Below are 14,413 nucleotides of genomic sequence, written 5' to 3' on the forward strand. Positions count from 1 at the left end.
GATTCGATCGCGCCGGCGGCTTCGCGCCAAGCGGCTGAACCTGAATGAGGTGGGACCGCCCTTACTGCAAGTCAGATGCCTCGCCGCGGCTGGTTGCGTAAGATACTCGGCAGCAAACGGTTGCACCAACCTCGGGGTTGCTCTGATGCGGTCGATCGGCGGATAATCCGCCACTGAGCGGCGATTCTTCGGCCGTCGGAACGCCGGGACCCGCCGGAACGGGAGTTGCACGCTCCCGCGTGGAGATGAGCGTGGGGTAAACGAGTGCCGACGATGGTTTGAAAATATGTCATTAGGCAAGAATGATCGCGAGGCGGGAATCGAAAGCTTTCAGGACGAGCGGCGATTGCCGATTGGGGCTGAAGTCAGACCCGGCGGCGTCCATTTCCGGGTCTGGGCCCCGAAGCGGCGCAAGGTCGAGGTCGTCCTCGAAGGCCAGGCCGTCGCGCTTGAACCGGAGGCGGGCGGTTACTTCTCTGGCTTTGTGGCGGGGCCGGGAGCTGGAGCCGTCTACCAATATCGCCTCGACGGCGAGGGGTCCTTCCCCGATCCGGCCTCGAGGTTCCAGCCGAAGGGGGTTCACGGGCCGTCGGAGGTCGTCGATCCATCGAGCTTCGCCTGGACCGACTCCACCTGGAAGGGGATCAAACTTCCGGGGCAGGTCCTCTACGAACTTCACATCGGCACGTTCACGCGCGAGGGGACGTGGGATGCCGCCGTCGAACGATTGCCGCGGCTGGTGGAGGTGGGGGTTACGACGATCGAGGTGATGCCCGTCGCCGAGTTCGCGGGGACCTTCGGCTGGGGATACGACGGCGTCGATCTCTTCGCGCCCTATCACGGGTACGGGTCGCCTGACGCGATGCGGCGGTTCGTCGATCGCGCCCATTCGCTCGGACTGGGCGTCATCCTGGACGTCGTCTACAACCACTTCGGGCCCGACGGCTGCTATCAGGGGCTCTATTCGGACGACTACATCCACCGCGACCGAGCCAGCGGCTGGGGCGACGCCATCAACTTCGAATCTGCCCCGACTCGCGAGTATTTCCTCGCCAATGCGGGGTACTGGATCGACGAGTTCCACCTGGACGGGCTGAGGCTCGACGCCACCCAGGCCATTCACGACTCGTCGAAGGACCAAATCCTCGCGGCTATCGCCCGGCGCGCTCGTGAGGCGGCAGGTTCTAGGTCGATTCTGATCTTCTCCGAGAACGAGCCCCAGATCGTCCGGCAAATCGCGCCGCAAAGCGAGGGGGGATACGGCCTGGACGTCCTCTGGAACGACGACTTCCACCACGCCGCCCGCGTCGCCGCCACGGGCCGGGCCGAGGCGTATTACTGCGACTACCAGGGCACGCCCCAGGAACTGATCTCGGCCGTGAAATGGGGGTTCCTGTTTCAGGGGCAGGTCGTGAAATGGCAGCAGAAACGCCGTGGAACTTGCGCGATCGGCGTACCTGCTCCGAGGTTCCTCGTGTATCTGGAGAACCATGATCAGGTCGCCAACTCCGCGCGGGGGAGCCGCCTGAAGACGCTGACCAGTCCGGGGCGATATCGGGCGTTGATGGGTTTGACCCTGCTCTCGCCCCAGACCCCCATGCTGTTTCAGGGACAGGAACTGGGGAGTGAACGCCCCTTTCTGTATTTCAGCGACCACCACGACGAGCTAGCGAAACTCGTCCGCGAAGGCCGTCGCGAGGAACTGGCGGGCTTTCGCAGCACGACGCTACCCGAGCTGCGCGACTATCTGGCCGACCCAGGAGCGAGAGAGACGTTTCTCGCCTCCAAGCTCGTCGAGCCCGACGACTATCGGCAGGTCGCCGATTTCCGACTCATCCAGGATCTTCTGACGCTACGTCGCGAGGACCCAATCTTCCGTTCGCAGAATGCTGAGAAGGTCCATGGCGCGGTGATCGGCCCCGAGGCGTTTGCGCTCAGGTTCTTCGGAGAATCCGGCGATTGCCGGCTGGTTCTTGTGAACCTGGGCCGCGACCTTTATCCGACGGCCAACACCGAGCCGTTGCTCGCTCCGCCGATGGGGATGGACTGGTCGATCCTCTGGTTCAGCGAGCATCCTCGCTACAACGGCTCGGGCATCCCGCCGCTTGAGCCCGGTCAGCCGTGGCGTGCGCCGGGGCATTCGGCCGTCGTCCTGAAACCGATCGCCGCACCTGAACGTCCCGAAGCGGCCGAGCCTGGCTCGACCGCTGTCGAAGACTATGACATCCATCCGGGACTCCGGAAGAGTCGCCGGCGTGATTGATCGTCGTTCAAGGGGCGGCGGAGACCGGGGCGGCCTTGGCGGCCGCCTTTTTGGCTGCTGCTGCCTTCTTCGCCGCCGGGGCCTCGCCCGGCATGAACGGAGCGTTGCCGAAGGCCTTACGCTCGGGTTTGGCGGGGACTTTGAGTTCTTCGCGAAGTCTGGCCAGCTCTCGCTTCAACTCGGCGACGATCGGAGCGCGGTTCGGATCGTCGTAGACGTTGCGCAACTCCTGTGGGTCTTCACGAAGGTCGAACAGTTCCCAGGCGTCGAGATCGGGCGTCTCGAATCGGACGAGTTTGTAGCGGTCGTTCACGACGCCGTAGTGCGGGCGGACGTGATGCGGGTCGGGATACTCGTAGTATTCGTAATAGAAGCTCTTGCGCCAGTCGTTCGGGGCTTCGCCGCGGAGGATCGGGACGAGGCTTTTCCCCTGGACTTCAGAAGGAACCGCCAGTCCGGCGACTTCCAGGAAGGTCGGCGCAAAGTCCAGGTTTGAGACGATGCGTCCCTCCGCGGTGCCCGGCTTCACCACGCCCGGCCAACGGACGAGGCACGGGGTCTTCAGAGACTCCTCGAAGATCCACCGCTTGTCGAACCAGCCATGCTCGCCCAGGTAGAAGCCCTGATCCGAAGCGTAGACGACGATCGTGTTCGTCGCGAGCCCTTCGTCGTCGAGGTATTTGAGCAGCCGGCCGACGTTTTCATCGACGGCCTTGATGCAGCCCAGATAGTCGTGCATGTAGCGGTTGTACTTCCAGCGGACGAGGTCGGCCCCCTGGAGGTTCGCTTTGCGGAAGGCTTCATTGCGAGGGTTGTAGTAGGCGTCCCAGGCTTGCTTCTCCTCAGGCGTGAATCGTTCCTTGAAGTCGTTCAACTTGAGGTCGTTGGCGTTCATCGTCTTGGCGATCGTCATGTCCTGATCGCGTTCGGCCAGCGTCCGGTTGGCGTAGTCGTCGAAGAGGGTCGCCGGTGGGTCGTATGTGCGATCGCCGTCATGACCGAGAAGTCGGATCGGCGGCGACCACGGCCGGTGCGGCGCCTTGTGCTGGGTCATGAGGAGGAAGGGACGCGACTTGTCCCGCTTCTTAAGCCAGTCGAGCGAGACGTCCGTAATGACGTCTGTGACGTACCCATCGCGCTGCTTGCGGACGCCCATCTCGATCATGTCGGGGGCGTAGTAGATCCCCTGCCCCGGCAGAATGTTCCAGTAGTCGAAACCGGTCGGATCCGACATGAGGTGCCACTTGCCGACGATCGCCGTTTGATATCCCGCCCCTTGAAGGAGCTTCGGGAACGTCGTCTGGCTGCCGTCGAATCGGCTGTTCGAGTTGTTGTAAAAGCCGTTGAGGTGGCTGTATTTCCCGGTGAGGACCGTCGCCCGGCTGGGTCCGCAGATCGAGTTGGGGACCAGGCAGCGATCGAATCGCACCCCCTCCCGTGCGATCCGGTCGAGATTCGGCGTCTCCAGCAGCTTCCGCGGTTCGTTGTACGCGCCGACGGCCTGGTAGGCGTGGTCGTCGGAGAAGATGAAGACGATGTTGGGCCGGGGGGGCTCGGCTGCATTGGTCGGGGTGGTCGACGTCGACAGACACACGGCGGCCAGCGCGAACGCGGCCGCGACGCCGAGGGGTCGTGTGGGAGGCTTGGACATATCGCTGATCTCGACGGTCTAAAGGTTGCGGGCCCCGGTTCGGAGCCGGGACCGCCGATTATACGACGGCTCCGCTCACTCCTCCATGAGAAGGGCCACGGGGAAATCCGCAAAAAGGACGGCGGCGGGGATTGAAGCGACTCCCTCGTGAACCTGGCTCGCGACGACGGCTCCGGTGAAGACGTCCCGATAGCGGAGGCCCGGTTCAAGGCCTGGCATGCGGACGATCGTTTCGCCCCAGGCGGCCTCTCCCAGCGGGCATTGGCCCTCGAAGCTCAGTCGCGTCGACAGCCGAGGCACCGCGACGACCGCCGACTCGTGTCCCAACCCGCGATGGAAGGCGAAGATCGACCCCTCATGCTTTCCTGACGGCTGAAGGGGGGTGTAAGCCCCTTCGGCGAACAGGCGGGGCGATCGTCGCCGCGCATGAAGAGCCCGCCAGTGGACGTAGAGCTTGCCCCGGCCGTCGAAGACGTTCTCGGCAAGGTCGCGGGCCATCGTGGAGGCGTTGTCGCCGCATTCGCGGTGACGGCGGATCAGCATGTCGAGCATCGATTTCCGGAGGTTGTAATCGACGGGGCGTCGATTGTCCGGGTCGACCAGGCTGAAATCCCAGATCTCGGTCCCCTGATAGGTGTCCGGAACTCCCGGCGCGGCGAGCTTTAGCAAGGTCTGAGCCAGCCCGTTGATTCGTCCGTGCCTGGCGACCCGACGTTGGAACGGCAGGAAGTCTCTGAAAAAGGGGGCGTTTCTCACCGGATCGAGGATGTCGCCGAGGAAAGCGTCCAGCGCCGCCTCGTATTCTTCAAAAGGGTTTTGCCAGCTCGTGTGGACCTTGGCCTCGCGTGTGGCCTTGAGCATGAACGCGCGGATTCGGGCGAGGAAGTCCGTCAGGCCGGCTTCGTCCAGGGGATCGAGCGGCCAGGCCCCCAGAAGGGTTTGGTAGAGCAAGTATTCTTCGTTGCGGCCAGGGACCGCGGACCCGTCGGCGAGCGCCCGATGGTGGACCAGGTTGAGGTCGGTCCAGTGGACGAAGGCGTCGAACCACTCCTCGGGAATCTCCGAGAGGACGTTGATGCGAGCGCGGACGTCCTCGCTGCGTTTGGTGTCGTGCGTCGAGAGCGTCGTGAGGGCGTAAGGGAATTTCCCCGCCCGTCGTCCGAGCCAGCGATGGAGCGAGGCTGGTGACGCGCCGAAATGATTGGGTTCGCCGCCCACCTCGTTCAGGGAGATTAAACGGTTGTAGACGTAAAACGTCGTATCTTCGATCCCCTTGGCGGTGGCCGGCGCCGTGACCTGCTGAAATTTGCCGGCGAAATCGACCTGAGAGGGTTCTCCTTCGGGAGTCGGGCCGACCGAGACGCGATCGAGCAACGTACGCGAGAGGAAGTCGAACACCGCCGATCCGAGCAAGGGATTGAGCCTTCGGGCGCGAGCCACGGCTCGACCGACGAGTTGACGATCCTTCTCCGAGACCTCGTCGGCCGTAATGTAGCTGCGGTACACGGGGAAGGCGGCGATCACCTCGCGCAGGGCCGTCCGCAGCGCAGTCTGCGTGAAGTCGCGCGCCCGGCGGTCGCGGAGGGCGATCCGCTCAAGCTGATAGGCGAGGACGTGCAACTCGCTGGAGAGCGATGCGTCCATGATGAGCCGCTTTTTCTCCATGACGATGTCGCGGTAGGGCGTGGCGTCGTCGATCAGCTCTTCGTACTGGCGGGTGAAATCGTTCTCGTTCATGCCGTCGATGAAGAGCATGTTGATTCGATTGAGGGCGTCGTAACCCGACGTCCCGTGGACGGGCCAGTCCTCTGGCAGCGCCTCATCGAGCGCCAGAATCTTTTCGACGACCACGTAAAGCCGGGGAGGCCAGCCGTGACCCGGCGCCGTCTCGGTCATGGCCTCGCGCAACTGGGGTTCGATCTCCTCCCAGGGGAGTTCCTCGGCGTGCGTTCCCTCGTGGTGGAGCCGATGCGCCAGGATCAGGAACAAAGCCGTCTGAAGTCGGTCCAGATACGTCTTGGGGTCGAGCAAACCGTCCGGGTGGTCGATGCGCAGGCCGGAGGCCGGCATCCGGCCGAGAATCCGGAAAATGTGGCTGTGGGTCTCGTGAACCACCTCCCAGCGGTCGGCTCGAAGGGCGGCGAGGGCGTTGATGTCGAAGAACCGGCGATAGTTGATTTCGTCGGTGGCTACGCGCCAGTAGGCGAGCCGGTAAGGTTGGGCCTGAAGCAGCTCGTCGAAGCCGTCGAAGCTGCCGGCTTCGCCCGGCTCGCCGTCGAGGACGTCGAGGGTCCGGTCGACGGCCTCTGCAATGCTCGGTTCGGCTGCCAGGAGGTCGCCTAGCCGGCGCTTGACGATCTCCTTCTCGCGGTGGCGCTCGTTGATGCGGTCCGCGGCCGTCTCGGTATGGTCAGGCAGGTTGCGAACGGCCGTGAGGATGCTCTGGAATTCCAGGACCCCATAAGCCATCGGTCCTAGCTCGGCGAGGATCGGCTCCAGGGCAGGTTCCATCACGGCTCGGTAGCTCTTGGGATCGAGCGGGAACCGGTGTTCGAAATAGCGAACGTGGAAAGCCCCGCCGTCGCGGCCCAGTTTCAAGTCGCCGGCCTCGAGCACGTCGCCATAGAGCCCGCCCAGGAACGGCAGCAGAACGCGGCCCCGATTCTCAGGACGGGTCGGAGCGGCCCAGTCGATGTCGAAAGCGCCGGCGTAGATCGAGGCCTGGCCGTTTTCCAGAACGTCGTTCCACCAGGGATTCTCATTCCCGAGGATTCCCATGTGGTTGGGAACAACGTCCAGCAACAGCCCCATCCCTCGCTCGCGCAACGCTTCGAGCAACTTCTCGTGCTCGGCCTCCGTCCCAATTTCCGGGTTCAATTGCGAATGGTCCGTGATGTCGTAGCCGTGAGTGCTCCCGGGGGCCGCCTTGAGGTAGGGGGACGTATACAGGTCGGTGATTCCCAGCATGTCGAGATAGTCGATGATCGCGCGAGCGTCGTTGAACCGGAATCCGGCGTGCAACTGAATGCGATAGGTGGCCGTGGGGACGATTCGGCGTCGGTCGACCTCGGCGAGAGCAGCCGTGAGCAGGCTGTCGATGTAAGGGTCTCGTGAAAAGGTCGCTGGGGACGTCGTATCTTCCATGGAGAGAGGCTCCGTATTCGGGAGGGGCCAGAACGACGAAGGGGCGGGTCCGAGACCCGCCCCTTCGCGCCTCGTCGTCTGTAAATGGTAACAGAACGGGAATTAGACCCCCCGGTTCGGCGACCGTCGGTGAGAGGGGACCGGTGGAGACGGCTCCTGCGCCTCGCGGCGGAGCACCTCGACCTGTCGGGCCGAGACGTCCGCGTCTGCGTTCTCGGCGTCTCTGGTGAAGAAGACCGCCATCGAGCGGGCAGGAAGCTCGTAGACGAACCCACCTTCTGCGATCAGCGGCGTTTGATCGTCGGCGAATGTCTCCAGAGCCCGCCGCCAGACCTGCTTCTCATTAATCTTCGGGAGCGTGAACTGGATCGATTCATGGTGGGCGTTCAACAGAATCAAGCCGGTATCGTCGAGGATCGGTTCGCCGCGTTCGTTGACGTCGTCGATCAGATCGCCGGCCAGTCGTACGCCCAGGCATTTGACAAAGCCCGCGTTCCAATCCTCGTCGGTCATCTCGTCGCCCGACGGGACGAGGAACGACACGTCCTTGATCTCCGAGCCTCGGAGCGCACGGCCCTGGAAGAACTTCCGACGTTGGAAGATCGGATGCTCTCGGAAAAGCCGCGTCACTCGTTGTGTGAAATTCAGGAATTTCTTCTGGTCGTCGTTCAGATTCCAGTCGAGCCAGGTCAGCTCGTTGTCCTGGCAATAGGTGTTGTTGTTTCCCTTCTGGGTGTGGCCGATCTCGTCGCCAGCTAGCAGCATCGCAACCCCCTGAGAGAGCATCAGGGTGGTCATGAAGTTGCGCATCTGTCGCTGGCGGAGGGCGTTGATCTCAGGATCGTCGGTCGGCCCTTCGGCGCCGCAATTCCAGGAGTCGTTGTTGCTGGCGCCGTCGCGATTCTCCTCGCCGTTCGCCTCGTTGTGTTTCTCGTTGTAGGAAACGAGGTCCCTGAGCGTGAAGCCGTCGTGGCAGGTGATGAAGTTGATGCTGGCGCAGGGGGCTCGGCCGTTTTGCTCGTAGAGGTCGCTGGAGCCGGTGAGCCGCGTGGCGAACTCAGAGACCGTGCCGCCGTCCCCCTTCCAGAAGCGACGGACGTTGTCGCGGTACTTCCCGTTCCACTCGGTCCAGAGAACGGGGAAATGGCCGACCTGGTAGCCGCCCGGACCGACGTCCCACGGCTCGGCGATCAGCTTCACCTGCGAGAGGATCGGGTCCTGGTGAATGATGTCGAAGAACGCACCCAGGCGATCGACTTCGTAGAGTTCGCGAGCCAGAGTGCTCGCCAGGTCGAAGCGGAAGCCGTCGACGTGCATGTCGACGACCCAGTAGCGCAGGCTGTCCATGATGAGCTGGAGGACCTGCGGGTGACTCATATCGAAGGTATTGCCGCAGCCGGTGAAGTCCATGTAGTGGCGGCGGCTCTCGGGGCTGAGGCGGTAATAGCCGGCGTTGTCGAGCCCTCGGAAGGAGAGCGTCGGCCCCTGCTGCTGGCCTTCCGCCGTGTGGTTGTAAACCACGTCGAGGATGACTTCGATCCCCGCGGCGTGAAGGGCGCGGACCATCATTTTGAACTCACGGACCGCCGCCAGCGGATCGTTCGGCTGGGTCGAATATCGAGGGTCGGGGGCGAAGAACCCCAGAGTGTTGTAACCCCAGTAGTTGATGCGTCCCTTCTCTGTGAGGAAGCGATCGTCGACGTGGTAATGAATCGGCAGCAGTTCGACGGCCGTCACCCCCAAAGAACGGAGGTGTTGGATCGCCCCGTCGGAAGCCATGCCGGCGTAAGTCCCGCGTATCTTCTCGGTCACTTCGGGCATCAGCTTGGTGAAGCCTTTGACGTGAGCTTCGTAGATGAGCGTCTCGTGCCAGGGAGTCAGCGGCGGTCGATCATCTCCCCAGACGAACGATGTGTCGGCGACGGCTGCGAGGGGGGCGAAGGCGCCGCTGTCGCGTTTGTCGAAGGCCAGGTCCTGTTCGGGGCTGTCGAGCGGGTAGCCGAAGAGCGAATCGTCCCATTTCAGGTCGCGGCCGATGGCCTTCGCATAGGGGTCGAGGAGCAGCTTGTGCGGGTTGAAGCGATGGCCGTTCGTCGGCTCGAAGGGACCCTCGATGCGATAACCGTACAACTGGCCCGGAACGACGTCGGGTAGATACTGGTGCCAGACGTTGGCTGTTTGTTCGCGTAACGCGATCGTCGTCGACTCTCGCGTGGCGTCGGGGCCGTCGAAGAGACATAAAGAAACGCGACTCGCGTTCTCCGCGAAGACGCTGAAATTGACGCCGGCTCCGTCCCAGGTCGCTCCAAGAGGGAAAGGTCGTCCAGGCCAAACGCGCATGTGAGGGTATCCTCATGTGTGCCGATCGGATCGGCCTTGAGCATCGACGTGACGTCGTCGTCGCTCAGAGGCGAAGTTCGGTCACCACACATAAGCAAACCGCGCGCCGGAGGCTGCGTCCAGCCCTCGGCGCTTGAGAATGCAAGGCGGCTCAATCCAACGGCCGGCCTCATCCGGAGCGAGGTCGCGTTGGCCGGGAGTGAGCCGATTGCACTGGTTCAGCCGTGCCGCGGTCCGTAGATCCGGTCCGATTCCCGAGTCTTGAGGGGCGTCATTCGTCGGGGGCCGCGGAAGAGGGGCTTTGAGGAGGTCGAGGCGGTCGCAGTCGTCGAGGTCGTCGCGACAGCGGCCTTATGCCTTCGCCACCACCGTAGAGCTGCCCGGCGGAGGTGGACGGTCGAGGCCGTGACGAACAGGACGCCCACGGGAAGGTCGAGTGACGACCGTTCGACCTGGCCGCTCGAGGGGACGACGGTTTCAGGCTCTGCCGCCGCAATCGGCTCGCCCGTGGTGGACGGCTCGGAAGTGGCGCCCAGACCGTCGAAGAGCCATTGGAAACCGCCCTGGAGAGCGGCGAGCACTCGGTCGGCCTTCAGGAGCGCCGCATCGTCGGCGTCGGGCGAGGCGGTATCGATTTTGGCGGTTTCGACCCTGACGACCTCGTCGTCGTGATCGCGCGAGGTAGCAAGACTCTCGGACGATCCGGCCGGGCCGCGGTCCTGACCGTCGTCCGACTGTGAGTTTGACGAGGAAAGGATCGCGCTCAGAGCCGAAGGCGATCGCCCCGCGGCCGGGGCGGCCCAGGCGACGGCGGTCAAGCTGCCGGGGACCGTTGGACCGACGCTGACGACGCCGTCGCCGTTCGCCCCCGGCCGACCGACCAGGGGAGGGGTCGTGGATGATCCGGCCGCCCAGGGCGAAGGACCCATCTCCACGGACCGCGCTGCGTCGGACCGTGCGGCGACGGGGGCGGTGAATGACGGCGTCGGCGTGATCGTTGTTGCGGAGACAGGCGTCGATGGCAGCGATGGAGATGAGGCGGAGCGATCGACGCCCAACCGGATGGCGAGGACGCCGCCTGGCCCCACGGCATCGGCGACGACGTCCATGTGCAGGGCGTCGTCGACCAGCGACCAGGTGCCAGAGACGGAGGCGCCGCCGACAGCCGTCAGGCGAACCGTGTACGCTCCGGGGGCCAGATAAAGCGGCAACTCGATAGGCTCGGAGCTGGAAGTTACGAATACCACTCCGTCAACGCCGATCACCTCGATCTGAAGCGAGCCAGACTGAGTATGCCCTCGGAGCGTGAGCAGGGCGTGTTCATCGACGACGATGGGGACGTCGGTCGATGAGCCGCCAGGCAGCGAGATCGCTCCCCCACCAAGTATTTTCGAGTGGCTCACCTTTGGCGGACTGGTCGGGGCCTCAGCGGTCGACAGGGTGAAGCTGCCGAGTGCTCCGGTTGGAAGGCCGCTCGCGACTGGAGTGCGCCCGATCAGATCGGCGAGCGGTCTGTCTCCAGAGACGATCACAGTGTACTCGCCGGCCGGAACCGCTGATGCGAAGGTAAACCCAACTCGTTGCAGGCCGTAATCCGCTCGGGTAGGCAAAACGTCGTAAGTCTGACCGTTGGAATCAACGACCTTCACGGAGTCTAGCCAGACCGTATTCGGATCGAGAGGCGCGGAGAACGCGAGCGTGAAACCCGTCGCGATTCCGTTGGAGTGGTCGACCGTGAAACTGGTTACGGTCGTCGGGCCTTTCGCGGGATCGGCCGTGATTCCTAGCCGATAGTCGCCACCGGGCTGGCCATCGGTCTTGGCAACGACGACGTAATAGTCGCCCGGCGCAAGTCCGAGGGAGAGATACGGATCGTTGGCCGCGTTCAACTGGCCCCCCGGAACGTCCAGCGGCTGGAATTTTCCGGTCAGGGCGTCCTTTACGAGGTTGCCGGACTGGTCGTAGACCTTCAACCCCGCGATGAGTTCGCTGCCGATCGCACCGGCGTCGAGTTGAATCGTCACTTGCCAGAGCGGTTGACTCGCACCGAGTTGGAAATGGTATACATCCTGAGCGCCGAGCGAGTTCGCGAGCGTCCCAGGTGTGAATAGGACCGAGGAGCCCACGACGCCGAGATCCTTGACGACGGGAGCGGAGGACTCAACCTGGAACTCGGCGATCTCCTGGTCCTTTGTGTAGTCCCAACGGCCTCTCGAGAGCATTTCCGACTGGAAGCCGGAGTGGAGGACGAAGGCGTAACGCCCAGGAGCCAGGGGCGCGGCGAGAGTGATGGTCACAACCCCCGAGCCTGGGTCGATTGAGACGTCTGCGTCCCCGTGATAATTGAGGACCGGCGTCTCCGACCCGTCGGACTCGATGCGGTCGAGGCCGACGAGGGCGTTCGTCCACGAGATCGCGAGAATTGGGCTCATTCGCAGCGTCAGGACCGTCGGCGACTCTGAGACGTCTATGACGGACCCGTCCGCAGGCGTGGTCGAGATGAGGCTGCTGAGAACCTCGCGCGAGGTACCTGAAGATGCGATGTCGGCGACGCCCATGGTTGAGGGGGTCCGCCGCTGCTCCAGAGGCTCAAACTCAAGCCCGGTCCAGTGTCTGGGAAGTCGCATCGTCATGGGTGCACCGCCGGAGGAACGAGGCTCCGGGCGCCGTCGAAGACGCCGCGGGCCGTCGCGTCGAGGTCAGGAAAGCCAGGTGGAACGACGCGTTCGAGAGTATTTATTCATGTTCCAATCGATATTCCAGCCCGCGAGAGCGTGGTCGATCGAGACGGTCGACGTGGAATTGCCGTCCGAAGCGTTCGCGAACGCCGATGTGGGCGTCGTGAGCCGCATCGCGTCGGCCGCGGCGCTGAAGCCGGTTCTCATGCCCGAGGGGTCGAAGGACATCGACTCAGAGAGAGCCTGAGGGTGCACGGTCAGAGTCGGCCCGGCCAGCAGTTCGTCGCCCACTGCGGAGAGGCCTCCGAGTTGGAGTACGCCGTGGTGGTCGTGATCCTGGCCCAGAACCGAGGCCAGCCAGCTCTGCACAGCCGCCGCGGCGGATCCGATCGAGGTCGTCGAGTTCGACGGGGCGACGGGGCCGGCCGAGGTCGTCATCTGGGTGATGCCGCCTCCCTGGCTCGACTGCGCCGCGATCGCGGTATTGGGAGGGGCGACGAGCGCCATCTTCGACGTTCCGAAGTTGATCTGGAGGGCGTACGCGCCGGTGCCGCCGCTATCGCCGCCCGCCGACGCGACCCGAATGAAAAAGCCCTGGCCGGCGGTCACGCCTCCGACGGACAGGGTGGCAGTGCTCCCGGTACCCAAAGCGGCCCCGCTGTCCACTCCCAGGTAGTTGAGCGACGAGTCGAAGACCATCACCTGAGGTGCCAACAAGCTCAGGTTTTTGGATTGAGCCGTGACCGTGAAGCTGCCTATGTTGGTCTGCGGGATGGTCACCCAGAACCACTCCGTCATCGTCGACGTCGTGATGTCGAGATCGGTCTGCGTAATCTGATTCAACGAAGTGCGATACTTGTCGAGGCTCTTGGCGTTGTACCAGATCTGATTGTTCTGGCCGCCGCTGTTGTATGAGTCGTACTGGCGAGGCCCGTAGGCGCTGATGCTGTCGATGCCGGCGATGTCGTCGCTGTTGAGACTCTGCTTGATGCCCGTGTAGTAGTAGTACATGACGGCCTTGGCGATGGTCGAATGGTCCATCCCCAGGGCGTGGCCCAGCTCGTGGATGGCGACCGTCTGCAGGTCGTAGTTGGCGTCGATCTTCCAGGAGACGTTGGAGTTGAGAACGATGTCCCCGGCGAGGGTCCCGCCGTTGAGCGGCGGGGGCGAATAGGCCGCCCCCAGCGTGCCGGAAGAGAGCGGCATGGCGCTGATTCTGATGTCGCCGAAATAGGGGGAGCCTTGCTGGTTTCCCGCGGAGCCGAGCGGTGCGCCGTTGTCGGAAACCTGGACCAGGTTGATGTTCGCCACTGCCTGCCAGACCGCGGCGGCCGAGGCGAACTCACGCTGCCAGACGTCAGATGATCCCAACGAATTGAGCGTCTGGAAGAGCGAACTGGAGTTAACGCCGATCGCGGTCCCGTCTGGGACGAAGCTGTAGGTGATTCTGGAACCGTAGGTCCAGTTCGCACCGAGAGTTGCATAGAGCAGCAAACGCTCCTCCAGCCCCTCGACCCTCGGCCGCCAACGGCGATTCGCGGTCCCGGAACTCCCCTCGCGTGATTGGTCCTGCGACTGCCGCATCATCTGATGCACTCCCTTTGAAGCAACTCTGGAGAGGCCGCTCGCATTCCCTGGCGTCGCAGCAGTGCCGACCGATGAGGCAACCTCGTCCTCGCACGGCAAGCACCTATTTGGGCCTCTAAGAACACCCTAGGTCACGTCTTGCGGCTTGTCCGAAAAATCGCGAAAAAAATAGCGATTTGCCGCGACCGCGGCCCGTTGGTGTGTTCTATGCTATTGCCCCTCTGAGTTTTAGGGCCGGCATGGAGGCGATGGGCCGAATCATCACTCGTGCACTCTGGAGTGAGGCAGACCGCTGAGATGCGTGATTCGAGCAAGCCGTGGAGACGGCGGGGACTGGGCGGGGAAAGTTGACCAGGAGGGCGGGCGAAAGTTGAGGCGCAAAAAAAAAGACGCCGGCATTCCGCTTCCTGATAGAAGCGGGACGCCGGCCGTCGTAGTTTCGATGTAGATAACCCCTGCACGATCACGAGAGACGGCTGGATTTAGAGCCGTTTCGAGTCGCGCGGTAGGTTTCAGCCCTGGGGGGCAGCCTTCACCGGGGCCTGCGGGGCCGGGGCGATCTGCGGGGCCGGAGCGACCTTCGCAGGGGCCTGCGGGGCCGGAGCGACCTTCACCGGGGCCTGAGGAGCCGGGGCGATCTTCGCCGGAGCCTGAGGAGCCGGGGCGATCTTGGCCGGAGCCTGAGGAGCCGGGGCGATCTTCGCCGGAGCCTGGGGAGCCGGGGCGATCTTGGCCGGAGCCTGAGGAGCC

General features: G+C 63.8%; 7 protein-coding genes. 1 reads left to right on the top strand and 6 read right to left on the bottom strand.

Annotated features, from left to right (window positions below):
* Nucleotides 1-286 precede the first annotated feature (286 nt).
* On the top strand, nucleotides 287-2,263 hold the full coding sequence (treZ, locus tag G5C50_RS29795; protein WP_165075107.1) for a malto-oligosyltrehalose trehalohydrolase: 1,977 nt from the start codon (nucleotides 287-289) through the stop codon (nucleotides 2,261-2,263).
* 7 nt (nucleotides 2,264-2,270) lie between these two features.
* Here the strand turns inward: treZ and G5C50_RS29800 are convergent, their stop codons facing one another.
* From G5C50_RS29800 to G5C50_RS29825, 6 genes are all read right to left on the bottom strand, one after another.
* Nucleotides 2,271-3,914 (bottom strand): sulfatase family protein, encoded by a 1,644-nt coding sequence (locus G5C50_RS29800; RefSeq protein ID WP_165075110.1) that lies wholly within the window; start codon nucleotides 3,912-3,914, stop codon nucleotides 2,271-2,273.
* Nucleotides 3,915-3,989: 75 nt separating this feature from the next.
* On the bottom strand, nucleotides 3,990-7,058 hold the full coding sequence (treY, locus tag G5C50_RS29805) for a malto-oligosyltrehalose synthase (RefSeq protein ID WP_165075113.1): 3,069 nt from the start codon (nucleotides 7,056-7,058) through the stop codon (nucleotides 3,990-3,992).
* Nucleotides 7,059-7,160: 102 nt separating this feature from the next.
* The gene (gene glgX / locus G5C50_RS29810) at nucleotides 7,161-9,398 is read right to left on the bottom strand and encodes a glycogen debranching protein GlgX (RefSeq protein WP_165075116.1); all 2,238 of its coding nucleotides are present in this window, start codon (nucleotides 9,396-9,398) and stop codon (nucleotides 7,161-7,163) included.
* A gap of 218 nt (nucleotides 9,399-9,616) precedes the next feature.
* Nucleotides 9,617-11,830, bottom strand: coding sequence for a hypothetical protein (locus tag G5C50_RS29815; protein ID WP_165075118.1), 2,214 nt, complete (start codon nucleotides 11,828-11,830; stop codon nucleotides 9,617-9,619).
* 267 nt (nucleotides 11,831-12,097) lie between these two features.
* Nucleotides 12,098-13,663, bottom strand: coding sequence for a matrixin family metalloprotease (locus G5C50_RS29820; protein ID WP_165075121.1), 1,566 nt, complete (start codon nucleotides 13,661-13,663; stop codon nucleotides 12,098-12,100).
* A gap of 512 nt (nucleotides 13,664-14,175) precedes the next feature.
* A partial coding sequence (locus G5C50_RS29825) for a hypothetical protein (protein ID WP_206107915.1) occupies nucleotides 14,176-14,413 on the bottom strand: 238 nt, incomplete at its 5' end.

It is taken from the genome of Paludisphaera rhizosphaerae, from assembly GCF_011065895.1.
Taxonomy (GTDB): domain Bacteria; phylum Planctomycetota; class Planctomycetia; order Isosphaerales; family Isosphaeraceae; genus Paludisphaera; species Paludisphaera rhizosphaerae.